Origin of the sequence: Bradyrhizobium sp. SZCCHNR1098 (genome assembly GCF_032489375.1) — a bacterium.
Lineage (GTDB): Bacteria > Pseudomonadota > Alphaproteobacteria > Rhizobiales > Xanthobacteraceae > Bradyrhizobium.
Genome location: NZ_JAUEXY010000019.1, coordinates 78,401 through 98,948, shown reverse-complemented (window position 1 = coordinate 98,948; position 20,548 = coordinate 78,401). Strand labels below are relative to the sequence as shown.

30 protein-coding genes are annotated in these 20,548 nt (G+C 64.4%); 29 read left to right on the top strand and 1 reads right to left on the bottom strand.

Annotated features, from left to right (window positions below):
* The first annotated feature begins 4 nt into the window (after nucleotides 1-4).
* The 29 genes from fusA (at nucleotide 5) to rplQ (ending at nucleotide 18,214) form a co-directional block, all read left to right on the top strand.
* Nucleotides 5-2,077, top strand: a complete 2,073-nt coding sequence (fusA, locus tag QX135_RS30510) for an elongation factor G (RefSeq protein WP_315737597.1) — start codon at nucleotides 5-7, stop codon at nucleotides 2,075-2,077.
* A 39-nt stretch (nucleotides 2,078-2,116) separates the two neighbouring features.
* Complete coding sequence (gene tuf, locus QX135_RS30505) at nucleotides 2,117-3,307, top strand: elongation factor Tu (protein WP_006611837.1); 1,191 nt, start codon at nucleotides 2,117-2,119, stop codon at nucleotides 3,305-3,307.
* Nucleotides 3,308-3,398: 91 nt separating this feature from the next.
* A complete protein-coding gene (rpsJ, locus tag QX135_RS30500) occupies nucleotides 3,399-3,707 on the top strand; it encodes a 30S ribosomal protein S10 (RefSeq protein WP_002712302.1) in 309 nt (102 codons plus the stop codon).
* Nucleotides 3,708-3,765: 58 nt separating this feature from the next.
* The gene (gene rplC / locus QX135_RS30495; protein WP_006611838.1) at nucleotides 3,766-4,485 is read left to right on the top strand and encodes a 50S ribosomal protein L3; all 720 of its coding nucleotides are present in this window, start codon (nucleotides 3,766-3,768) and stop codon (nucleotides 4,483-4,485) included.
* Nucleotides 4,486-5,106: a 50S ribosomal protein L4 gene (gene rplD / locus QX135_RS30490; protein ID WP_315737598.1), complete on the top strand. Its 621-nt coding sequence runs from the start codon at nucleotides 4,486-4,488 to the stop codon at nucleotides 5,104-5,106.
* On the top strand, nucleotides 5,103-5,402 hold the full coding sequence (locus tag QX135_RS30485; protein ID WP_315737599.1) for a 50S ribosomal protein L23: 300 nt from the start codon (nucleotides 5,103-5,105) through the stop codon (nucleotides 5,400-5,402). Before rplD ends, QX135_RS30485 begins: the two co-directional genes overlap by 4 nt.
* Nucleotides 5,403-5,414: 12 nt before the next feature.
* Nucleotides 5,415-6,248, top strand: coding sequence for a 50S ribosomal protein L2 (rplB, locus tag QX135_RS30480; protein ID WP_006611841.1), 834 nt, complete (start codon nucleotides 5,415-5,417; stop codon nucleotides 6,246-6,248).
* A 12-nt stretch (nucleotides 6,249-6,260) separates the two neighbouring features.
* Complete coding sequence (gene rpsS / locus QX135_RS30475; RefSeq protein WP_006611842.1) at nucleotides 6,261-6,539, top strand: 30S ribosomal protein S19; 279 nt, start codon at nucleotides 6,261-6,263, stop codon at nucleotides 6,537-6,539.
* Between the two features lie 10 nt (nucleotides 6,540-6,549).
* On the top strand, nucleotides 6,550-6,930 hold the full coding sequence (rplV, locus tag QX135_RS30470) for a 50S ribosomal protein L22 (RefSeq protein ID WP_315714562.1): 381 nt from the start codon (nucleotides 6,550-6,552) through the stop codon (nucleotides 6,928-6,930).
* Between the two features lie 21 nt (nucleotides 6,931-6,951).
* Entirely contained in the window at nucleotides 6,952-7,662 is a 711-nt protein-coding gene (rpsC, locus tag QX135_RS30465; RefSeq protein ID WP_012045041.1) for a 30S ribosomal protein S3, read from the top strand.
* 40 nt (nucleotides 7,663-7,702) lie between these two features.
* The gene (rplP, locus tag QX135_RS30460) at nucleotides 7,703-8,116 is read left to right on the top strand and encodes a 50S ribosomal protein L16 (RefSeq protein WP_315737600.1); all 414 of its coding nucleotides are present in this window, start codon (nucleotides 7,703-7,705) and stop codon (nucleotides 8,114-8,116) included.
* Between the two features lie 5 nt (nucleotides 8,117-8,121).
* Entirely contained in the window at nucleotides 8,122-8,328 is a 207-nt protein-coding gene (gene rpmC, locus QX135_RS30455; protein ID WP_006611846.1) for a 50S ribosomal protein L29, read from the top strand.
* A 10-nt stretch (nucleotides 8,329-8,338) separates the two neighbouring features.
* On the top strand, nucleotides 8,339-8,587 hold the full coding sequence (rpsQ, locus tag QX135_RS30450) for a 30S ribosomal protein S17 (protein ID WP_008963469.1): 249 nt from the start codon (nucleotides 8,339-8,341) through the stop codon (nucleotides 8,585-8,587).
* 99 nt (nucleotides 8,588-8,686) lie between these two features.
* A complete protein-coding gene (gene rplN, locus QX135_RS30445) occupies nucleotides 8,687-9,055 on the top strand; it encodes a 50S ribosomal protein L14 (RefSeq protein WP_006611848.1) in 369 nt (122 codons plus the stop codon).
* Complete coding sequence (gene rplX, locus QX135_RS30440) at nucleotides 9,055-9,369, top strand: 50S ribosomal protein L24 (protein ID WP_315737601.1); 315 nt, start codon at nucleotides 9,055-9,057, stop codon at nucleotides 9,367-9,369. Before rplN ends, rplX begins: the two co-directional genes overlap by 1 nt.
* Entirely contained in the window at nucleotides 9,362-9,919 is a 558-nt protein-coding gene (gene rplE / locus QX135_RS30435) for a 50S ribosomal protein L5 (RefSeq protein WP_315737602.1), read from the top strand. Before rplX ends, rplE begins: the two co-directional genes overlap by 8 nt.
* Nucleotides 9,920-9,962: 43 nt before the next feature.
* Nucleotides 9,963-10,268, top strand: coding sequence for a 30S ribosomal protein S14 (rpsN, locus tag QX135_RS30430; protein WP_315737603.1), 306 nt, complete (start codon nucleotides 9,963-9,965; stop codon nucleotides 10,266-10,268).
* Nucleotides 10,269-10,281: 13 nt separating this feature from the next.
* A complete protein-coding gene (rpsH, locus tag QX135_RS30425; RefSeq protein WP_315714559.1) occupies nucleotides 10,282-10,680 on the top strand; it encodes a 30S ribosomal protein S8 in 399 nt (132 codons plus the stop codon).
* Between the two features lie 13 nt (nucleotides 10,681-10,693).
* On the top strand, nucleotides 10,694-11,227 hold the full coding sequence (gene rplF, locus QX135_RS30420) for a 50S ribosomal protein L6 (protein WP_172108074.1): 534 nt from the start codon (nucleotides 10,694-10,696) through the stop codon (nucleotides 11,225-11,227).
* Between the two features lie 11 nt (nucleotides 11,228-11,238).
* Entirely contained in the window at nucleotides 11,239-11,601 is a 363-nt protein-coding gene (gene rplR, locus QX135_RS30415) for a 50S ribosomal protein L18 (RefSeq protein ID WP_006611854.1), read from the top strand.
* A gap of 48 nt (nucleotides 11,602-11,649) precedes the next feature.
* A complete protein-coding gene (gene rpsE, locus QX135_RS30410) occupies nucleotides 11,650-12,222 on the top strand; it encodes a 30S ribosomal protein S5 (RefSeq protein ID WP_006611855.1) in 573 nt (190 codons plus the stop codon).
* A gap of 45 nt (nucleotides 12,223-12,267) precedes the next feature.
* On the top strand, nucleotides 12,268-12,459 hold the full coding sequence (gene rpmD / locus QX135_RS30405; protein WP_006611856.1) for a 50S ribosomal protein L30: 192 nt from the start codon (nucleotides 12,268-12,270) through the stop codon (nucleotides 12,457-12,459).
* An 11-nt stretch (nucleotides 12,460-12,470) separates the two neighbouring features.
* On the top strand, nucleotides 12,471-12,956 hold the full coding sequence (gene rplO / locus QX135_RS30400; RefSeq protein ID WP_315737604.1) for a 50S ribosomal protein L15: 486 nt from the start codon (nucleotides 12,471-12,473) through the stop codon (nucleotides 12,954-12,956).
* A 156-nt stretch (nucleotides 12,957-13,112) separates the two neighbouring features.
* Nucleotides 13,113-14,447 carry a preprotein translocase subunit SecY gene (gene secY / locus QX135_RS30395; RefSeq protein WP_315714557.1) on the top strand — a complete coding sequence of 445 codons (1,335 nt, stop codon included), beginning with the start codon at nucleotides 13,113-13,115 and terminating at the stop codon, nucleotides 14,445-14,447.
* Between the two features lie 84 nt (nucleotides 14,448-14,531).
* A complete protein-coding gene (locus QX135_RS30390) occupies nucleotides 14,532-15,413 on the top strand; it encodes an adenylate kinase (RefSeq protein ID WP_316163226.1) in 882 nt (293 codons plus the stop codon).
* A 196-nt stretch (nucleotides 15,414-15,609) separates the two neighbouring features.
* Nucleotides 15,610-15,978 (top strand): 30S ribosomal protein S13, encoded by a 369-nt coding sequence (gene rpsM, locus QX135_RS30385; RefSeq protein ID WP_006611860.1) that lies wholly within the window; start codon nucleotides 15,610-15,612, stop codon nucleotides 15,976-15,978.
* Nucleotides 15,979-16,106: 128 nt separating this feature from the next.
* A complete protein-coding gene (gene rpsK / locus QX135_RS30380; protein ID WP_012045029.1) occupies nucleotides 16,107-16,496 on the top strand; it encodes a 30S ribosomal protein S11 in 390 nt (129 codons plus the stop codon).
* 112 nt (nucleotides 16,497-16,608) lie between these two features.
* A complete protein-coding gene (locus QX135_RS30375; RefSeq protein ID WP_315737606.1) occupies nucleotides 16,609-17,640 on the top strand; it encodes a DNA-directed RNA polymerase subunit alpha in 1,032 nt (343 codons plus the stop codon).
* A gap of 160 nt (nucleotides 17,641-17,800) precedes the next feature.
* Nucleotides 17,801-18,214, top strand: coding sequence for a 50S ribosomal protein L17 (gene rplQ, locus QX135_RS30370; protein WP_315754213.1), 414 nt, complete (start codon nucleotides 17,801-17,803; stop codon nucleotides 18,212-18,214).
* A gap of 199 nt (nucleotides 18,215-18,413) precedes the next feature.
* On the opposite strand, the gene QX135_RS30365 is transcribed toward rplQ, so the two are convergent.
* Nucleotides 18,414-20,414: a HAMP domain-containing methyl-accepting chemotaxis protein gene (locus QX135_RS30365; protein ID WP_316234445.1), complete on the bottom strand. Its 2,001-nt coding sequence runs from the start codon at nucleotides 20,412-20,414 to the stop codon at nucleotides 18,414-18,416.
* Between the last annotated feature and the right edge of the window lie 134 nt (nucleotides 20,415-20,548).

The following is a 20,548-nucleotide window of genomic DNA, read 5'->3' as shown; positions in this document are numbered from 1 at the left end:
ATCCATGCCCCGCCAACACGCCATCGAAGACTATCGCAACTTCGGCATCATGGCGCATATCGACGCCGGCAAGACCACGACGACCGAGCGCATCCTCTATTATACCGGCAAGAGCCACAAGATCGGCGAAGTGCACGAAGGTGCCGCGACGATGGACTGGATGGAGCAGGAGCAGGAGCGTGGCATCACGATCACTTCGGCTGCGACCACCGCGTTCTGGAACGGCAAGCGCCTGAACATCATCGACACCCCCGGCCACGTCGACTTCACCATCGAGGTCGAGCGCAGCTTGCGCGTGCTCGACGGCGCCGTCTGCGTGCTCGACTCCAACCAGGGCGTCGAGCCGCAGACCGAGACCGTCTGGCGTCAGGGCGACAAGTACAAGGTGCCGCGCATCGTCTTCGCGAACAAGATGGACAAGACCGGCGCCGACTTCTTCAAGTGCCTGTCCGACATTGTCGATCGCCTGGGTGCGAAGCCGGTGGCTATTCAGCTGCCGATCGGCGCGGAGAACAACTTCAAGGGCTGCATCGATCTCGTGACGATGAAGGCGATCGTCTGGAACGACGAGGCGCTCGGCGCGAAGTTCGACTACGCCGAGATTCCGGCTGATCTCGCCGATCAGGCCAAGGAATATCGCGAGAAGCTGGTGGAAGCCGCCGTCGAGCTCGACGACGACGCCCTGGCTGCGTTCCTGGACGGCAACGAGCCGGACGAGGCGACCCTGAAGCGCCTGATCCGCAAGGCGGTGCTGACCGGCGCCTTCTATCCGGTGCTGTGCGGCTCGGCCTTCAAGAACAAGGGCGTGCAGCCCTTGCTCGACGCCGTCGTCGACTATCTGCCGTCGCCGCTCGACGTGCCCGCGATCAAGGGCACCGACGACAAGGGCAACGAGGTCGTGCGCAAGGCGGACGACAAGGAGCCGCTGGCGCTGCTGGCGTTCAAGATCATGGACGACCCGTTCGTCGGCACCATCACTTTCTGCCGCATCTATTCGGGCGTCCTGACCTCGGGAACCGGTGTCGTGAACTCGACCCGCGAGAAGAAGGAGCGCATCGGCCGTATGTTGCTGATGCATGCGAACAACCGCGAGGACATCAAGGAAGCCTATGCCGGCGACATCGTCGCTCTTGCAGGCCTCAAGGAAGCCCGCACTGGTGACACGCTGTGCGATCCGTCCAACCAGGTGATCCTGGAAAAGATGGAGTTCCCGGAGCCGGTCATCGAGATCGCGATCGAGCCGAAGTCGAAGGCCGACCAGGAGAAGCTGGGCGTCGCGCTGGCGAAGCTGGCCGCGGAGGATCCGTCCTTCCGCGTGTCGACCGATCACGAGTCGGGCCAGACCATCCTGAAGGGGATGGGCGAGCTCCATCTCGACATCAAGGTCGACATCCTCAAGCGCACCTACAAGGTCGATGCGAACATCGGCGCGCCGCAGGTGGCGTTCCGTGAGCGCATCACCAAGCCGGCCAACGTGGACTACACCCACAAGAAGCAGACCGGTGGTACCGGCCAGTTCGCGGCCGTGAGCCTCGTGGTCGAGCCGAACGAGCCGGGCGGCGGCTACGTGTTCGAGTCCAAGATCGTCGGCGGTGCGGTTCCGAAGGAATACATCCCGGGCGTCGAGAAGGGCATCGAGAGCGTGCTCGGCGCGGGCGTCGTCGCCGGCTTCCCGGTGGTCGACGTGAAGGTGGCGCTGGTCGACGGCAAGTATCACGATGTCGACTCGTCGGCGCTGGCCTTCGAAATCGCCTCTCGTGCGGCTTTCCGCGAGGCGCTGCAGAAGGGCAAGTCGGTTCTGCTCGAGCCGATCATGAAGGTCGAGGTGGTGACCCCGGAAGACTACACCGGCTCGGTCATCGGCGACCTGAACTCGCGTCGTGGCCAGATCCAGGGCCAGGACATGCGCGGCAACGCCAACGTCATCAACGCGATGGTGCCGCTCATGAACATGTTCGGTTACGTGAACAACCTGCGCTCCATGAGCCAGGGTCGCGCGACCTTCACGATGCAGTTCTCGCACTACGCTGAAGCGCCGGCCAACGTGTCGGCTGAAGTCCAGAAGAAGTTTGCCTGATTGTCGCGAGCTCAAGTGAGCGACTGAACGGAGAGTCAAATGGCCAAAGCTAAGTTTGAACGTAACAAGCCCCACTGCAACATCGGCACCATCGGTCACGTCGACCACGGCAAGACCTCGCTGACGGCTGCAATCACCAAGATCCTGGCCGAGACGGGCGGTGCGACGTTCACTGCCTACGACCAGATCGACAAGGCCCCGGAAGAGAAGGCGCGCGGCATCACCATCTCGACCGCGCACGTCGAGTACGAGACCAAGAACCGCCACTACGCGCACGTCGATTGCCCCGGCCACGCCGACTATGTGAAGAACATGATCACCGGCGCCGCGCAGATGGACGGCGCGATCCTGGTCGTGTCGGCCGCTGACGGCCCGATGCCGCAGACCCGTGAGCACATCCTGCTCGCTCGCCAGGTGGGCGTGCCGGCGCTGGTCGTGTTCCTCAACAAGTGCGACATGGTCGACGATCCGGAGCTGCTGGAGCTCGTCGAGCTCGAGGTCCGCGAGCTGCTGTCGAAGTACGAATTCCCGGGCGACAAGATCCCGATCATCAAGGGCTCGGCGCTCGCCGCTCTCGAGGATTCGGACAAGAAGCTCGGCCACGACGCCATCCTCGAGCTGATGCGCAATGTCGACGAGTACATTCCGCAGCCGGAGCGTCCGATCGACCAGCCCTTCCTGATGCCGGTCGAAGACGTGTTCTCGATCTCGGGCCGCGGCACCGTGGTGACCGGCCGTGTCGAGCGCGGCATCATCAAGGTCGGTGAGGAAATCGAGATCGTCGGCATCCGCCCGACCCAGAAGACCACCGTCACCGGCGTCGAAATGTTCCGCAAGCTGCTCGATCAGGGCCAGGCCGGCGACAACATCGGCGCGCTGCTCCGCGGCACCAAGCGCGAGGACGTCGAGCGCGGCCAGGTGCTGTGCAAGCCGGGCTCGGTCAAGCCGCACACCAAGTTCAAGGCTGAGGCCTACATCCTCACCAAGGAAGAGGGCGGCCGTCACACGCCGTTCTTCACCAACTATCGTCCGCAGTTCTACTTCCGCACGACCGACGTGACCGGCGTCGTCCATCTGCCGGAAGGCACCGAGATGGTGATGCCGGGCGACAACATCGCGATGGAAGTGCACCTGATCGTGCCGATCGCGATGGAGGAGAAGCTGCGCTTCGCCATCCGCGAGGGCGGCCGTACCGTCGGCGCCGGCGTCGTCGCCTCGATCATCGAGTAACAACAGCGAATAGGGAATGGCGGGTGGCGAATGGAGATTATCCATTCGCCGTTCGCTACTCGCCACTCACTACTCACAGAAAGATACGGCAATGAACGGCCAAAATATCCGCATCCGTCTCAAGGCGTTTGACCATCGTATCCTCGATACGTCGACGCGCGAGATCGTCAACACGGCGAAACGGACCGGCGCGCAGGTTCGCGGACCCATTCCGCTGCCGACCCGCATCGAGAAGTTCACCGTGAACCGTTCGCCGCACGTCGACAAGAAGAGCCGCGAGCAGTTCGAGATGCGCACCCACAAGCGCCTGCTCGACATCGTCGATCCGACCCCGCAGACCGTCGATGCTTTGATGAAGCTCGATCTGGCCGCCGGTGTCGACGTCGAGATCAAGCTCTAAGTTTTTGGATTCACGTTCGCACCTCACGCGGACATAGAGAAGAACAGGAAGCACGCCGATGCGCTCCGGAGTGATCGCACAAAAGGTCGGGATGACGCGGGTCTTCACGGAGACCGGCGAACATATCCCCGTGACCGTGCTGAAGCTCGGCAATTGCCAGGTGGTCGGTCACCGCACCACCGAGAAGAACGGCTACGTCGCTCTGCAGCTCGGCAGCGGCAGCCGCAAGACGGTCTACATGCCGAAGGCCGAGCGCGGTCAGTTCGCGGTCGCCAAGGTCGAGCCGAAGCGCAAGCTCGCCGAATTCCGTGTCAGCGAGGACTCGCTGATTCCGGTCGGCGCCGAGATCCAGGCCGATCACTTCGTCGTCGGCCAGTTCGTCGACGTCACCGGCACCTCGGTCGGTAAGGGCTTCGCCGGCGGTATGAAGCGCTGGAACTTCGGCGGTCTGCGCGCCACGCACGGTGTCTCGATCTCGCACCGTTCGATCGGTTCGACCGGTGGCCGTCAGGACCCCGGCAAGACCTGGAAGAACAAGAAGATGCCCGGTCACATGGGTGTCGATCGCATCACCACGCTGAACCTGCGTGTGGTGCAGACGGATGTCGAGCGTGGCCTGATCCTGGTGGAAGGCGCGGTGCCCGGCTCCAAGGGTGGCTGGATCTCGGTGCGCGACGCCGTGAAGAAGCCGCTGCCGAAGGAAGCGCCGAAGCCCGGCAAGTTCAAGGTCGCGGGTGAGCAGGCTGCCGAAGCGCCGGCCGTGCAGGAGGGCGCATAAATGGAACTGAAAGTCACCACCCTCGAGGGCAAGGAAGCCGGCTCCGTCCAGCTCTCCGACGCCATCTTCGGTCTGGAGCCGCGCGTCGACATCATTCAGCGCTGCGTTCAGTGGCAGCTGAACAAGCGCCAGGCCGGCACCCACAAGGCCAAAGGCCGCGCCGAGATCTGGCGCACCGGCAAGAAGATGTACAAGCAGAAGGGCACCGGCGGTGCTCGTCACGGCTCGGCCCGCGTGCCGCAGTTCCGTGGCGGCGGCCGCGCCTTCGGTCCGGTCGTGCGCTCGCATGCGACCGACCTGCCGAAGAAGGTCCGTGCGCTGGCGCTGAAGCATGCGCTGTCCGCCAAGGCCAAGGACGGTGATCTTGTCGTGCTGGAGAACGCCACCCTCGAGGCGGCGAAGACCAAGGCGCTGATCGGTCACTTCTCCGGTCTCGGCCTGACCAACGCGCTGATCATCGACGGTGCTGAGCTGCACAACGGCTTTGCCGCTGCAGCCCGTAACATCCCGAACCTGGACGTGCTGCCGATCCAGGGCATCAACGTCTACGACATCCTGCGCCGTCAGAAGCTCGTGCTGACCAAGGCGGCGATCGATGCGCTGGAGGCGCGCTTCAAATGAAGACCATTGATCCGCGCCACTACGACATCATCATCGCGCCGGTCGTGACCGAGAAGGCGACGTTCGCCTCCGAGCACAACAAGGTTCTGTTCAAGGTGGCCGCCAAGGCGACCAAGCCGCAGATCAAGGAAGCGATCGAGAAGCTGTTCGACGTCAAGGTCAGGAGCGTCAACACGCTCGTCCGCAAGGGCAAGACCAAGGTGTTCCGCGGCAATTTCGGTTCGCAATCGGACAGCAAGCGCGCGATCGTGACCCTCGAAGAGGGTCACCGTATCGACGTGACCACCGGACTGTAAGGCTGAGCTGCCATGGCACTGAAGACATTCAATCCCACGACGCCGGGCCAGCGCCAGCTGGTGATGGTCGATCGTTCGGCCCTCTACAAGGGCAAGCCGGTCAAGGCGCTGACCGAAGGCAAGCAGTCGAGCGGCGGTCGCAACAACACCGGCCGCATCACGGTTCGCTTCCTCGGTGGCGGCCACAAGCAGTCGTATCGTACGGTCGACTTCAAGCGCGACAAGGTCGACGTTCCGGCCACCGTCGAGCGGCTGGAGTATGATCCGAACCGCACCGCCTTCATCGCCCTGGTCAAGTATCAGGACGGCGAGCTCGCCTACATCCTGGCGCCGCAGCGCCTGGCGGTCGGCGACACCATCGTCGCCGGCAACTATGTCGACGTGAAGCCGGGCAACGTCATGCCGCTCGGCAACATGCCGGTCGGCACGATCGTGCACAACATCGAGGTCAAGATCGGGAAGGGCGGCCAGCTCGCGCGTTCGGCCGGCACGTATGCTCAGATCGTCGGCCGCGACCAGGACTACGTGATCGTCCGCCTGAACTCGGGCGAGCAACGCCTGGTGCACGGCCGTTGCCGCGGCACCATCGGTGCGGTGTCGAACCCGGACCACATGAACACCTCGATCGGCAAGGCCGGCCGCAAGCGTTGGATGGGTCGTCGCCCGCACAACCGCGGTGTCGCGATGAACCCGATCGACCATCCGCACGGCGGCGGCGAAGGCCGTACCTCGGGCGGTCGTCACCCGGTCACTCCGTGGGGCAAGCCTACCAAGGGCAAGAAGACCCGCACCAACAAGTCGACCGACAAATTCATTCTCTTGAGCCGCCACAAGCGGAAGAAGTAAGGAACGACGGACATGGTTCGTTCAGTCTGGAAAGGCCCGTTCGTCGAGGCGTCGCTGCTCAAGAAGGCAGATGCGGCGCGCGCGTCCGGCCGTCACGACGTCATCAAGATCTGGAGCCGCCGCTCGACCATCCTGCCGCAGTTTGTCGGCCTGACGTTCGGCGTCTACAACGGCCAGAAGCACGTGCCGGTGGCGATCAACGAAGAGATGGTCGGCCACAAGTTCGGCGAGTTCTCGCCGACCCGCACCTTCCACGGCCATTCGGGCGATAAGAAAGCCAAGAAGGCTTGAGGATTAAGCGATGAGCAAACCAAAGCGCGAACGGAGCCTCCCCGAAAACGAGGCCAAGGCTGTGGCCCGGATGCTTCGGGTGAGCCCGCAGAAGCTGAACCTGGTGGCGCAGATGATCCGCGGCCGCAAGGCGTCGGCAGCCCTCGCCGACCTGCAGTTCTCGCGCAAGCGGATTGCGGTCGATGTCAAGAAGTGCCTGGAATCGGCGATCGCCAATGCCGAGAACAATCACGAGCTCGAGGTCGACGATCTCGTCGTTTCGCAGGCTTTCGTCGGCAAGGGAATCGTGATGAAGCGTTTCTCGCCGCGCGGCCGTGGCCGTTCGGGCCGAGTTTTCAAACCGTTTTCGCAGCTGACGATCATTGTCCGTCAGGTCGAGGCGAGCGCTTAAAGCAGGCGCTGGGAGAATACGATGGGTCAAAAGATCAATCCGATCGGTCTGCGTCTCGGCATCAACCGGACCTGGGATTCGCGCTGGTTCGCTGGCAAGGCCGAGTACGGCAAGCTGCTGCATGAAGACGTCAAGATCCGCGAGATCCTGCACAAGGAGCTCAAGCAGGCGGCCGTCGCCCGCATCGTGATCGAGCGTCCGCACAAGAAGTGCCGCGTCACGATCCACTCGGCACGTCCGGGCGTCGTGATCGGCAAGAAGGGCGCCGACATCGACAAGCTGCGCAAGCGCGTCGCCGACATCACCTCGTCGGACGTCGTCATCAACATCGTCGAGATCCGCAAGCCCGAGCTCGATGCGACCCTGGTCGCCGAGTCGATCGCGCAGCAGCTCGAGCGCCGCGTGGCGTTCCGCCGCGCCATGAAGCGCGCCGTGCAGTCGGCGATGCGTCTCGGCGCCGAGGGCATCCGCATCAACTGCTCGGGTCGTCTGGGCGGTGCGGAAATCGCCCGCATGGAATGGTACCGCGAGGGCCGGGTGCCGCTGCACACGCTGCGCGCCGACATCGACTACGGTGTGGCCACCGCGTTCACCACCTTCGGCACCTGCGGCGTGAAGGTCTGGATCTTCAAGGGCGAGATCCTCGAGCACGATCCGATGGCACAGGACAAGCGGATGAACGAAGGCGGCGGCGAGAGCTCGCAGCCGCGGTCGCGCCGCGACGCGGCCTGATCGATCAGCCGCGACAAGACAGGTTTGAGGGCTCAAAGCCATGATGCAACCAAAGAAGACCAAGTTCCGAAAGGCGCATAAGGGCCGTATCCACGGCGTTGCGTCCTCGGGCGCGACGCTGGCCTTCGGCCAGTTCGGGCTGAAGGCGATGGAGCCGGACCGCGTCACCGCGCGCCAGATCGAGGCCGCCCGTCGTGCCTTGACCCGTCACATGAAGCGCGCCGGCCGCGTCTGGATCCGGGTGTTCCCGGATCTTCCGGTGTCGAAGAAGCCGGCCGAGGTCCGCATGGGCTCCGGCAAGGGCTCGCCGGAATTGTGGGTGGCCCGCGTCAAGCCGGGCCGGGTGATGTTCGAGATCGACGGCGTGAGCACCCAGATCGCGCGCGAGGCGCTGCTGCTGGCGGCCGCCAAGCTGCCGATCAAGACGCGCTTCGTCGAACGCATTGCGGAGTAATGGTCATGGCCGAGATGAAGATTGCCGACATTCGCGCGATGAGCCCCGATCAGATGGACGATGCGATCGTCAACCTGAAGAAGGAGCGTTTCAACCTGCGCTTCCAGCGTGCCACCGGCCAGCTCGAGAACACCGCTCGGCTGCGCGAGGCGCGTCGCGACATCGCCCGTATCAAGACCATCGCCGCGCAGCAGCGCGCCAAGACGAAGTAAGAGGCTCGACATGCCGAAACGGACCCTCCAGGGCGTTGTCGTCAGCGACAAGCAGGCCAAGACGGTGGTCGTGCGCGTCGACCGGCGCTTCACCCACCCGATCTACAAGAAGACCATCCGCCGCTCGAAGAACTACCACGCCCACGACGAGAACAACGAGTTCAAGCCGGGCGACATGGTGTGGATCGAGGAGAGCAAGCCGATCTCGAAGCTGAAGCGCTGGACCGTGGTCCGGGGCGAGCACAAGAAAACCGCCTGAGGCGCGAAGCGGCCCTCGTCGAAGAGGGCCCATTTCGCTTTCGGGATCAAACAAGGCGCAGCTTTCCTGCGCAGCAGATGAAGAGGACGAGGTGCATCAATGATTCAGATGCAGACCAACCTCGACGTGGCCGATAATTCCGGCGCACGCCGTGTCATGTGTATCAAGGTGCTGGGCGGCTCGAAGCGCCGCTATGCCACCGTCGGCGACATCATCGTGGTGTCGATCAAGGAAGCCATTCCGCGTGGCAAGGTGAAGAAGGGCGACGTCATGAAGGCCGTCGTGGTGCGCGTCCGCAAGGACATCCGCCGCGCCGACGGCTCGGTGATCCGCTTCGACCGCAACGCGGCCGTTCTGATCAACAACCAGTCGGAGCCGGTCGGCACCCGCATCTTCGGGCCGGTGCCACGCGAGCTGCGCGCCAAGAACCACATGAAGATCATTTCGCTTGCGCCGGAGGTGCTGTGATGGCTGCCAAGATCCGCAAGGGCGACAAGGTGATCGTCCTGACCGGCCGCGACAAGGGTCGCACCGGCGAGGTGTTCGAGGTGCGTCCCGACGAGGGCACCGCGCTGGTGCGCGGTATCAACCTGGTGAAGCGTCACCAGAAGCAGACGCAGAACCAGGAGGGCGGCATCATCTCCAAGGAGGCGCCGATCAACCTGTCGAACGTCGCGTATGTCGGTAAGGACGGCAAGCCGACGCGCGTTGGATTCAAGATTCAGGCGGACGGCAAGAAGGTCCGCGTTGCCAAGAGCTCGGGAGTTGAGATCGATGGCTGAGACTGCTTACACCCCGCGCCTCCGCACGGAATATGATCGCCAGATCAAGAGCCAGCTGACCGAGAAGTTCGGCTACGCCAACGTCATGCAGGTGCCGCGGCTCGACAAGGTCGTGCTCAACATGGGCATCGGCGAGGCGGTCAACGACCGCAAGAAGGCGGAGACGGCGGCGGCCGACCTGTCGCTGATCGCCGGCCAGAAGGCGGTCGTGACCTATTCGCGCGTCGCCATCGCGACCTTCAAGCTGCGTGAGAACCAGCCGATCGGCTGCAAGGTCACGTTGCGCAAGACCAAGATGTACGAGTTCATCGACCGTCTGATCAACGTCGCGCTGCCGCGCGTCCGCGACTTCCGCGGTCTGAACCCGAAGAGCTTCGACGGCCGCGGCAACTACTCGCTCGGCATCAAGGAGCACATCATTTTCCCCGAGATCGACTTCGACAAGGCCGGGGAGAGCTGGGGCATGGACATCACGGTGTGCACCACCGCGACGACCGATGATGAGGCCCGTGCCCTTCTGACCGCATTCAATTTCCCGTTCCGGCAGTGAGACGCTGAACAGCTTCTCAAACGCGGATACCCAGGAGCCAAGCATGGCAAAGAAGAGTTCAATCGAGAAGAACAACCGGCGCAAGCGGATGACGAAGAACGCCGCCCCGAAGCGCGCCCGGTTGAAGGCGATCATCGCCGACAAGTCCAAGCCGATGGAGGAGCGCTTTGCCGCGACCCTGAAGCTGGCCGAGATGCCGCGCAATTCGTCGGCGACCCGCATCCGCAACCGGTGCGAGCTGACCGGCCGTCCGCGGTCGAACTATCGCAAGAACAAGCTGAGCCGCATCGCGCTGCGCGAGCTCGGGTCCAAGGGCCTGGTCCCGGGCCTCGTGAAGTCGAGCTGGTAAGGAGGGTCGCACCATGTCAACGCACGATCCCATCAGCGATCTGATCACCCGCATCCGCAACGCGCAGATGCGCTCGAAGTCGAAGGTCTCGACTCCCGGCTCCAAGATGCGCGCCAGCGTGCTCGAGGTGCTGAAGTCCGAAGGCTACATCCGTGGCTATGCCACGCTGGAGCATCCGTCGGGCCGCAGCGAGATCGAGATCGAGCTGAAATATTTCGACGGCGAGCCCGTGATCCGCGAGATCGAGCGCGTCTCCAAGCCTGGCCGCCGCGTCTACACCTCGGTGAAGAACCTGCCGCGCGTGAACAACGGGCTCGGAATTTCTGTTTTGTCGACACCGAAGGGAATCATGGCCGACCATAGCGCGCGTGACGCGAATGTCGGCGGTGAAGTTCTCTTCACGGTGTTCTAAGAAGGATTGAGCCATGTCACGTATTGGCAAGAAGCCTGTGGCGGTGCCGTCCGGTGTGACGGCCTCCGTCGATGGACAGACCGTCAAGATGAAGGGGCCGAAGGGCCAGCTTCAGTTCATCGTCCATGACGACGTGGACGTGAAGTTCGAGAACGGCCAGGTCAAGGTTGCCCCGCGCGCCGAGACCAAGCGCGCCCGTTCGCTGTACGGCACCGCTCGCGCCCAGATCGCGAATCTGGTCGAAGGCGTCACCAAGGGCTTCGAGAAGAAGCTCGAGATCACCGGCGTCGGCTACCGTGCCGCGATGCAGGGCAAGAACCTGCAGCTCGCGCTCGGCTACAGCCACGACGTCGTCTACCAGATCCCGGAAGGCATCACGATCGCGGTGCCGAAGCCCACCGAGATCACGGTCACGGGCATCGACCCGCAGCGAGTCGGCCAGGTGGCTGCCGAAATCCGCGCCTACCGGCCGCCGGAGCCCTACAAGGGCAAGGGCGTGAAGTACGCGGGTGAATTCATCTTCCGCAAGGAAGGCAAGAAGAAGTAACGGAGCCGGACATGTCGAGAGCCAAGGTTACGAATGCCCGGCGCAAGCAGCGTGTGAGGCTGTCGCTGCGCCGCTCCGCCGGCGGCCGTCCGCGTCTGTCGGTGTTCCGCTCGTCGAAGCACATCTACGCTCAGGTCATCGACGACCAGAAGGGCGAGACGCTCGCCTCTGCGTCGTCGATGGAGAAGGAGATGCGCTCGGCCGGCAACACCGGTGCCGACATCGACGCGGCGAAGGCGGTGGGCAAGCTGCTCGCCGAGCGCGCGGTGAAGGCGGGGATCAAGGAAGTCGTGTTCGATCGCGGCGGCTATCTCTATCACGGGCGCGTCAAGGCGCTGGCCGACGCGGCGCGCGAGAGCGGGCTGAGCTTCTAACATCAACGGATTTGGGCGTCAGAGCCCCTCAGAAGATTGGATAGCACCATGGCAGGTGAACGGGAACGAGGCGGTCGCGATCGCAAGGAGCGCGAGGAGCGCGACAGCGAGTTCGTCGACAAGCTCGTCCACATCAACCGAGTCGCGAAGGTCGTGAAGGGCGGTAAGCGCTTCGGCTTTGCGGCGCTCGTCGTGATCGGCGATCAGAAGGGCCGGGTCGGGTTCGGCCACGGCAAGGCACGTGAGGTTCCGGAGGCGATCCGCAAGGCGACCGACTCCGCCAAGCGCAACCTGACCCGCGTCGCGCTGCGCGAGGGCCGCACCCTGCACCACGACATCTTCGGTCGTCACGGTGCGGGCCGCGTCTATCTGCGTGCGGCTCCGGCCGGTACCGGCATCATCGCCGGCGGCCCGATGCGCGCCGTGTTCGAGACGCTCGGCATCCAGGACGTGGTGGCGAAGTCGATCGGCTCGTCCAACCCGTACAACATGGTGCGCGCGACTTTCAACGCGCTGAAGCACCAGGATAGCCCGCGCTCGGTCGCCGCGCGCCGCAACATCAAGGTGTCGACTCTGCAGGCCCGCCGCGTCGGTGGCGATGCCGAGGCAGCAGCCGACTAACGAACGCGCGTCGTCCTGCGGATGGCGCAACTCGGAGTGAACACCATGGCTAGCGCCAAGACGATCAAGATCGAGCAGATCGGCAGCCCGATCCGCCGGCATCACTCGCAGCGCGAGACGCTGATCGGGTTGAAGCTCAACAAGATCGGCCGCGTGACCGAGCTGCCGGATACGCCGGCGGTCCGCGGCATGATCACCAAGGTTCATCATCTCGTCCGCATCGTCGACGAGAAGTAAGGAGAAGGGCGATGAAGCTCAGCGATATCGCCGACAACGCCGGCGCGCGCAAGAAGCGCATGCGCGTCGGCCGCGGCATCGGCTCCGGCAAGGGCAAGACCTCGGGCCGTGGCGGCAAGGGCCAGACCGCGCGCTCCGGCGTGCGCATCAAGGGCTTCGAAGGCGGTCAGATGCCGATGCATCGCCGTCTGCCGAAGCGCGGCTTCAACAACATCTTCGCGCTCGATTTCGTCGAGATCAATCTCGACCGGATCCAGCAGGCGATCGACGCCAAGAAGCTCGACGCCGGCAGCGTGATCAACGCCGAGGCGCTGGTGAAGTCGGGCGCGCTGCGGCGGCCGAAGGACGGCGTGCGTCTGCTCGGCCGTGGCGAGCTCACTGCGAAGATCAACATCGAGGTGCATGGCGCCTCGAAGTCGGCGATCGCGGCGGTCGAGAAGGCCGGCGGCACCGTCAAGCTCCTGGCGCCAGCCAAGGACGAAGGCGAGGCTGCGTAACATCTGCGTCATTGCCCTGCCTCCGGCGCATGCCGGATAGGGCAGGGCAATGGACAGAACGCGCCCGCGCACCAGATAATATCCGGCGTCTGCCCGGCCCTGCGAGCCCTCGCGGGGCCCAATGCGGTGAAGAAGGGCGGCGGGAGAAAGCTAGACATGGCCTCAGCAGCGGAACAACTGGCGGCAAACCTCAATTTCGGCGCGCTCGCGAAGGCCGATGAGCTGAAGAAGCGCATCTGGTTCACCCTCGGTGCGCTGCTGGTCTACCGCCTCGGCACCTACATTCCGCTGCCAGGCATCGATCCGAACATCTGGGACTCGGTGTTCCGGACCCAGGCCGGCGGCATTCTCGGCATGTTCAACATGTTCGCCGGCGGCGGCATTCACCGCATGGCGATCTTTGCGCTGAACATCATGCCGTACATCTCGGCATCGATCATCATTCAGTTGCTCACCACCGTCTCGCCCCAGCTCGAAGCCCTCAAGAAAGAGGGTGAGGCTGGCCGCAAGATGCTGAATCAGTACACCCGCTATCTGACGGTGATTCTCGCCGCGGTGCAGTCGTACGGCATCGCCGTCGGCCTCGAAGGCGCGGGCAACGTCGTTGCCGATCCCGGCCTGTTCTTCCGCCTCTCCACCGCGATCACGCTGACCGGCGGCACCATGTTCCTGATGTGGCTCGGCGAGCAGATCACCTCGCGCGGCATCGGCAACGGCATCTCGCTGATCATCCTGTCCGGCATCGTGGCCGAGCTGCCCTCGGCGCTCGCCAACATGCTCGAGCTCGGACGTCAGGGCGCGCTGTCGACCGGCCTGATCCTGATCGTCATCGTGATGGCAGTCGCCGTGATCGCCTTCATCGTGTTCGTGGAGCGCGCCCAGCGCCGGCTCCTGATCCAGTATCCGAAGCGCCAGGTCGGCAACAAGATGTTCGAGGGCCAGTCCTCGCATCTGCCGCTCAAGCTGAACACCTCGGGCGTGATCCCGCCGATCTTCGCCTCGTCGCTGTTGCTGCTGCCGACCACGGTCGCCAATTTCAACGCCGGCAAGGGACCCGAGTGGTTCCAGTGGATCACGACGCAGCTCGGTCATGGCCGGCCGCTGTTCCTGGTGCTGTATCTGGCGCTGATCCTGTTCTTTGCCTTCTTCTACACCGCGATCGTGTTCAACCCGACCGAGACCGCGGACAACCTCAAGAAGCACGGCGGATTCATCCCCGGCATCAGGCCGGGCGAGCGCACCGCGGAATATATCGATTACGTGCTGTCGCGGATCACCGTGCTCGGCGCCATCTATCTGGCGATCGTGTGTCTGATCCCGGAAATTCTGATTTCCTACGCTTCCGTCCCGTTCTACTTTGGTGGCACTTCGCTTCTGATCGTGGTCAGCGTTACGATGGATACCGTGGCGCAGGTTCAGGGTTATCTGCTCGCCCATCAATATGAGGGGCTGATCAGGAAGTCGAAGTTGCGGGGGCGCCGCCGCGGATAGCGGCGGATCGCGGCCCGGGAACCACAAAGCCAAGAACAAGGTGTGCGGGAGGGTCGCTCACCGTGTGCCGGGGGGCGAAATTCGATGAGACTCATTCTTCTGGGACCGCCCGGCTCGGGCAAGGGAACGCAGGCGCAGCGCCTCGTGCAGCAGTATGGCATCGTCCAGCTGTCGACCGGTGACATGCTGCGCGCCGCGGTGGCGGCGCAGACGCCGATCGGGCTGAAGGCCAAGGACATCATGGCGGCGGGCGGTCTGGTCCCGGACGAGGTCGTGGTCGGCATCATCGCGGACCGGATCGAGCAGCCCGACGCGGCCAATGGTTTCATCCTCGATGGCTTCCCGCGCACGGTGCCGCAGGCCGAGGCGCTGGATGCGCTGTTGAAGCAGAAGCAGATGAAGCTCGACGCGGTGATCGAACTCCGCGTCAATGAAGGTGTGCTGCTTGAGCGCGTCGAGCGCCGGGCCGCCGAGACCCGCGCGCGCGGCGAAGCTGTTCGGGCCGATGACACGCCGGAGGTCCTCACCAAGCGCCTGGCCAGCTACCGCGACCAGACCGCACCCCTGATCCACTATTATTCCGACCATCGGATGCTGGCGACCGTCGACGGCATGATGCCGATCGAGCAGGTGACCGAGGAGATCGGTCGGATCCTGGCCGCCGTTGGCAAGACCGGCGGTAACCGGGCGGCCAAGAAGGCGAGCCCGGCCAAGCGCAGCGCCAAGGCACCGGGCAAGACGGGGCCGGCAAAATCGGCCAAGAAGGCTGCCAAAAAGGCTCCTAAGGCAGCCGCACCGGCGAAAAAGGCAGTCAATAAGTCCGCCAAGACCGCAAGAAAGGCAGTCAAGACGACGCCGAAGAAGGCCTCCAAGGCTTCGAAGAAGGCTGCCAGGCCCGCCGCCAAGGCCACCAGGGGAACCCGCAAAACCTCTGCAAAGGCTGCAAAAAAGCGTGCGGCGAGGTGATCGAATCTTGTAGGGGCGGTTGACGACCGCCGTGTGAATCCATTAATAAGCCCGCATCAAAGTCGGATGGTTTTCCCAGAGATGCCGGGCCCCACGAATCGAGGGGTGGGCGTCTTGTTCGCGTTTGCGGACACCTGCCCGAGATAGCGAGAATGAAGGCCGGTCCGTCCTGGGATCGGTGACAGGAGAGAAGTCCGTGGCCCGTATTGCCGGTGTCAACATCCCGACCAACAAGCGCGTCCTGATCGCGCTCCAGTACATCCATGGCATCGGCCCGAAGATCGCGGGTGAGATCGTGGAGAAGGTGAAGATCGCGGAAGATCGCCGCGTCAACCAACTGAGCGACCAGGAAGTCCTGCAGATCCGCGAGATCATCGACCGTGACTACGTCGTCGAGGGCGACCTCCGTCGCGAGACCGGCATCAACATCAAGCGGCTGATGGACCTTGGCTGCTATCGCGGCCTGCGTCATCGCCGCGGCCTGCCGGTGCGTGGTCAGCGCACCCACACCAATGCGCGCACGCGCAAGGGGCCGGCCAAGGCGATCGCCGGCAAGAAGAAGTAATTGGCGAATTGCGAATGCGCGGATAGCGGGTAGGGGAAGCCCTTCTCGCTATTCGCTATTTACCATTCGCTCGTTTGGTGTAGCCGCTGGCATTACGGCGGCGTTGAGATCTCAAGAAAGGTACTTATATGGCCAAGGAAGCCACACGTGTCCGCCGTCGCGAGCGCAAGAACATCGCCTCCGGCGTCGCTCATGTGAATTCGTCGTTCAACAACACCACCATCACCATCACCGACGCACAGGGCAACACCATTGCTTGGTCGTCCGCCGGTACGATGGGTTTCAAGGGATCGCGCAAGTCGACCCCGTATGCCGCGCAGGTCGCGGCGGAGGACGTGTCCAAGAAGGCCCAGGAACATGGCATGCGCACCCTCGAGGTCGAGGTTGCCGGCCCTGGCTCTGGCCGCGAATCGGCGCTGCGCGCGCTGCAGGCTGCGGGCTTCACCGTCACCTCGATCCGCGACGTGACGACGATCCCGCACAATGGTTGCCGTCCGCGCAAGCGTCGGCGCGTCTAATCTGAAAGAGGCGGACAGCATGTCCGCCTCGTCGTGCTTTTGAGACATTTCGACTGCCGCGATCTGAAGCGCGGTTCTCCAACGCCAGTCAGTCAGATCCCATGACTGGCCCATGGGTGAAACAGTGACGATCCAGAAGAATTGGCAAGAATTGATTCGGCCGAACAAGCTCCAGGTCACGCCGGGCTCCGACGCGACCCGTTTCGCCACCGTGGTTGCCGAGCCGCTGGAGCGCGGTTTCGGCCAGACGCTCGGCAATGCGCTCCGTCGCATCCTGCTGTCGTCGCTGCAGGGCGCCGCTGTGCAGTCGGTGCACATCGACGGCGTGCTGCACGAGTTCTCCTCGATCGCCGGTGTCCGCGAGGACGTGACCGACATCGTGCTGAACATCAAGGACATCTCGATCAAGATGCAGGGCGAAGGCCCGAAGCGGATGGTCGTGAAGAAGCAGGGCCCGGGCGCGGTCACCGCCGGTGACATCCAGACCGTCGGCGACATCGTCGTTCTGAACCCTGACCTGCAGCTTTGCACCCTGGACGAGGGCGCCGAGATCCGCATGGAGTTCACGGTCGCGACCGGCAAGGGCTATGTCGCCGCCGATCGCAACCGCCCCGAGGACGCGCCGATCGGCCTGATCCCGGTCGACAGCCTGTTCTCTCCGGTCCGCAAGGTCTCCTACAAGGTCGAGAACACCCGCGAGGGCCAGATCCTCGACTACGACAAGCTGACCATGACGATCGAGACCAACGGCGCGATCACGCCGGAGGACGCGGTGGCTTATGCCGCCCGCATCCTGCAGGACCAGCTCAACGTCTTCGTCAACTTCGAAGAGCCGCGCAAGGAAGTCGCCCAGGAGATCATCCCGGACCTCGCCTTCAACCCGGCCTTCCTCAAGAAGGTGGACGAGCTCGAGCTGTCGGTGCGTTCGGCGAACTGCCTGAAGAACGACAACATCGTCTACATCGGCGACCTCGTGCAGAAGTCGGAAGCAGAGATGCTGCGCACCCCGAACTTCGGCCGCAAGTCGCTGAACGAGATCAAGGAAGTGCTGGCCCAGATGGGTCTGCATCTCGGCATGGAAGTGCCGGGCTGGCCGCCGGAGAACATCGACGAGCTCGCCAAGCGCTTCGAAGATCATTACTGAGCGAATAGGGAGTGGCGAATAGCGAGTAGGAAGTGGCGAATAGGAAGAACTGTTCGCTACTCGCCATTCGCTACTCGCACTTCTGGGCGAACGCAGGCAGCCCACCTGAGCAACATGTCCGACGAACCGTCGCGGCAGATTGAAATGAAGGACTAAGACAATGCGTCACGGCAAGGTTCATCGGAAGCTCAACCGCACCGCCGAGCATCGCAAGGCGATGTTCGCCAACATGTGCGCCGCGCTGATCAAGCACGAGCAGATCGTCACCACGCTGCCGAAGGCCAAGGAGCTCAGGCCGATCGTCGAGAAGCTCGTTACGCTCGGCAAGAAGGGCGGCTTGGCGCTGCGCCGCCAGGCGATCGCGGAGATGCGCGATGTCGACCAGGTCAAGAAGCTGTTCGACGTCCTGGCGCCGCGCTACAAGGACCGCAACGGCGGCTACACCCGCATCATCAAGGCCGGCTTCCGCTACGGCGACAACGCGGCGATGGCCGTGATCGAGTTCGTCGACCGCGACGTCGATGCCAAGGGCCTGGACTCCGGTCCGGTGCAGGAAACCTCGGAAGCGGCGTAACGGTCGCTCCGATCCAGGGTTTGCAAAGCGGCGCCTTCGGGCGCCGTTTTCGTTTGAGGTGGCGTGGCCGGATGAGGCGGGGAGGGTGTCTCGTCCTCTTGCCACATCGTCACGCGCGCGCAGCGACGCATCCAGGGCTGCGCAAAGTTGATTCCGTCGCTGTGCTCGCAGCGACATGAAGTGAGACGGTCGCGCTCACTCACGCCGCGCGGATGGTGCGGACGAAGTCATCGAGGTCATGGCGGAGGCGGTCGTTGCCTTCGGTCAGCAGCCGGGCTGCGCTGAGGACCTGAGATGAGGCCTCGCCGGTCCGTGAGGCGCCCTGTGTGACCTCGCCGATGCTGTGCGCCACCTGGGCGGTGCGCTCGGACGCGCCTTGGATGTTGCGGACGATGTCGCGCGTGGCATTGCCCTGACCCTCGATCGCGGTTGCGACGTGCGAGGCGATCTCCGAGATGCGGCTGATGATGTCGACGATGGCGCCAATGGCACCGACGGAATCCCGCGTCGCCGTCTGGATGCCGGCGATCTGCTCGCGGATATCCTCGGTCGCATCCGCGGTCTGCTTGGCGAGCGTCTTGACCTCCTGGGCGACCACGGCAAAGCCGGCACCGGCTTCACCGGCCCGCGCGGCTTCGATGGTCGCATTGAGCGCCAGCAGGTTGGTCTGCTGCGCGATCGTGGCGATCAGCTGGATGACGCTGCCGATGCGGTCGGCCGCGGCGGCCAGCATTGCCATCCGCTCGTCGGTCTGCCTCGCCTGATCGACGGCGTCGCGCGCAATGGCTGCGGAGATGTCGACCTGCCGGCCGATCTCGGCCGCCGAGGCCATCATCTGCTCGGTCGCGGCGGCGACGCGCTGCACGTTGTGCGAGGCCTCCTGGGAGGCCGAGGCCACGGCCGCCGAGAGCGCCTGGGTGTGATGGGCCGTCTCGGTCAGTCCATGCGCCGACTGCGTCAGCTCCTGCGATGCCGACGACACCGACACGATCACCTGGCCGGCGGTGGCTTCGAACGCCTCTGCCAGCCGCGCGAGCCCGGCGCGATGGCGCTCGGCAGCGCGCCGGTCCTCCTCGCGGCGGATTTCGAGCTCGGCGTCCGCGCGCTCACGGGCCTTGAGCTTGAACTGCTCGACCGCCTGCGCCATCGCGCCGATCTCGTCGCTTCGTCCGAGGCCGGGCAGCACGATCTCGAAGCGGCCGGCGGCGAGCTCGTACATCGCCGTGCTCATACGCCGGATCAGCCGCGCGACGCGGCGGCCGAACAGCACGGCGGCGACCGCGAGCGCGATTGCGGTCGCACCGGTGATCCATGTCAGCAGCTGCCGGACTTCCGCCGCCCTGCGCTCCCCCGCGTCGGCGCGCTGCTGAGCGGCGGCCGCTGCCTTGACCAGCGCCGGGCGGATGCGATCGAAGATCTGGTCGAGGTCCTCGGCCTGCTCGTCCAGCGCCTGGCGCGAGACCGCCACCGCCGCGAAGGCCTGCTTGTAGGCGCGGACGAACGGCAGGAGCTCCGACTTGCTGGCTGCCGCGACCGGCGCGCGCGCCAGCGCCGCCTCGAACTCGCTTTCGGCCTCGTCGAAGCGGTCGCTGATCCTCTCCTCGCCGCGCAGCAGGAACTCGGTCTCGAGCCGGCGCATGGCCAGCATGGCGAGCGACAGCCTGGGATCGCTGATTTGAGTGACCACGGTCTCGAACGGGCGGGCGGCATTCTGCAGCCGGCCTTGCAGCCCGTCGCCGTCGCGGAAGCCAAGCACGCGCTGCGCGCCGACGATGTTCTGGAACCGCGTCGCGTAGAGGTTGATGCCGGGGCGGAGCGCGCCGACCTCGCCGATGGGGTCTCCCTGGGGCGTGGTCGCGACATAGGCCTCGACGGCGTCGAGCGCGCGCAGCCCCTGCGCGAGGCGATCGGCGTGCCTGGCGATCAGGCTCTCGTCGCGGCTGCGCAGGAATCGCGTGGCGAGCTGTTGGGTCTCAAGAAAGCCCTCCGACAGGGTGGCGATGTGAATGCGGAACCGCATGCCGTCGTCCGCGGCCTGCTGGATCTGGGCCGCATGCTCCAGGCCGCCGAGGCAGAGCGCACCGACCACGATTACGCCGGCGGTGCCGAGCGCCGCGATCTGGGTGGCGAGGCTTGGACGTAGTCGCTGGAAGATAACGGAGAGGAGGCGGCTTGCGTGCGCAAACAGGGCTTGCTGCATTTCTGTCACATCAGGTCTGAACGGGAGCCGTCGGGCGGAGAGACGTCGCAGAGAAGGTTGAGAGTGTTCGCGACGTTTCACACGCGCAACTACGCAAATACCTCGTCGATCTTAAAACGTTCGTGACGGAAAGT

Coding starts and splice junctions, on each gene's coding strand:
- rplX (WP_315737601.1), top strand. CDS start 9,055: ATGGCTGCCAAGATCCGCAAGGGCGACAAGGTGATCGTCCTGACCGGC.
- tuf (WP_006611837.1), top strand. CDS start 2,117: ATGGCCAAAGCTAAGTTTGAACGTAACAAGCCCCACTGCAACATCGGC.
- rpsS (WP_006611842.1), top strand. CDS start 6,261: ATGGTTCGTTCAGTCTGGAAAGGCCCGTTCGTCGAGGCGTCGCTGCTC.
- rplD (WP_315737598.1), top strand. CDS start 4,486: ATGGAACTGAAAGTCACCACCCTCGAGGGCAAGGAAGCCGGCTCCGTC.
- rplP (WP_315737600.1), top strand. CDS start 7,703: ATGATGCAACCAAAGAAGACCAAGTTCCGAAAGGCGCATAAGGGCCGT.
- rpmC (WP_006611846.1), top strand. CDS start 8,122: ATGGCCGAGATGAAGATTGCCGACATTCGCGCGATGAGCCCCGATCAG.
- rpsJ (WP_002712302.1), top strand. CDS start 3,399: ATGAACGGCCAAAATATCCGCATCCGTCTCAAGGCGTTTGACCATCGT.
- rplF (WP_172108074.1), top strand. CDS start 10,694: ATGTCACGTATTGGCAAGAAGCCTGTGGCGGTGCCGTCCGGTGTGACG.
- QX135_RS30390 (WP_316163226.1), top strand. CDS start 14,532: ATGAGACTCATTCTTCTGGGACCGCCCGGCTCGGGCAAGGGAACGCAG.
- QX135_RS30375 (WP_315737606.1), top strand. CDS start 16,609: ATGGGTGAAACAGTGACGATCCAGAAGAATTGGCAAGAATTGATTCGG.
- rplB (WP_006611841.1), top strand. CDS start 5,415: ATGGCACTGAAGACATTCAATCCCACGACGCCGGGCCAGCGCCAGCTG.
- rpsN (WP_315737603.1), top strand. CDS start 9,963: ATGGCAAAGAAGAGTTCAATCGAGAAGAACAACCGGCGCAAGCGGATG.
- secY (WP_315714557.1), top strand. CDS start 13,113: ATGGCCTCAGCAGCGGAACAACTGGCGGCAAACCTCAATTTCGGCGCG.
- rplO (WP_315737604.1), top strand. CDS start 12,471: ATGAAGCTCAGCGATATCGCCGACAACGCCGGCGCGCGCAAGAAGCGC.
- rpsC (WP_012045041.1), top strand. CDS start 6,952: ATGGGTCAAAAGATCAATCCGATCGGTCTGCGTCTCGGCATCAACCGG.
- rpsQ (WP_008963469.1), top strand. CDS start 8,339: ATGCCGAAACGGACCCTCCAGGGCGTTGTCGTCAGCGACAAGCAGGCC.
- rpsK (WP_012045029.1), top strand. CDS start 16,107: ATGGCCAAGGAAGCCACACGTGTCCGCCGTCGCGAGCGCAAGAACATC.
- fusA (WP_315737597.1), top strand. CDS start 5: ATGCCCCGCCAACACGCCATCGAAGACTATCGCAACTTCGGCATCATG.
- rplN (WP_006611848.1), top strand. CDS start 8,687: ATGATTCAGATGCAGACCAACCTCGACGTGGCCGATAATTCCGGCGCA.
- rplV (WP_315714562.1), top strand. CDS start 6,550: ATGAGCAAACCAAAGCGCGAACGGAGCCTCCCCGAAAACGAGGCCAAG.
- rpmD (WP_006611856.1), top strand. CDS start 12,268: ATGGCTAGCGCCAAGACGATCAAGATCGAGCAGATCGGCAGCCCGATC.
- rplE (WP_315737602.1), top strand. CDS start 9,362: ATGGCTGAGACTGCTTACACCCCGCGCCTCCGCACGGAATATGATCGC.
- rplR (WP_006611854.1), top strand. CDS start 11,239: ATGTCGAGAGCCAAGGTTACGAATGCCCGGCGCAAGCAGCGTGTGAGG.
- rpsE (WP_006611855.1), top strand. CDS start 11,650: ATGGCAGGTGAACGGGAACGAGGCGGTCGCGATCGCAAGGAGCGCGAG.
- rpsH (WP_315714559.1), top strand. CDS start 10,282: ATGTCAACGCACGATCCCATCAGCGATCTGATCACCCGCATCCGCAAC.
- QX135_RS30485 (WP_315737599.1), top strand. CDS start 5,103: ATGAAGACCATTGATCCGCGCCACTACGACATCATCATCGCGCCGGTC.
- rplQ (WP_315754213.1), top strand. CDS start 17,801: ATGCGTCACGGCAAGGTTCATCGGAAGCTCAACCGCACCGCCGAGCAT.
- rplC (WP_006611838.1), top strand. CDS start 3,766: ATGCGCTCCGGAGTGATCGCACAAAAGGTCGGGATGACGCGGGTCTTC.
- QX135_RS30365 (WP_316234445.1), bottom strand. CDS start 20,414: ATGCAGCAAGCCCTGTTTGCGCACGCAAGCCGCCTCCTCTCCGTTATC.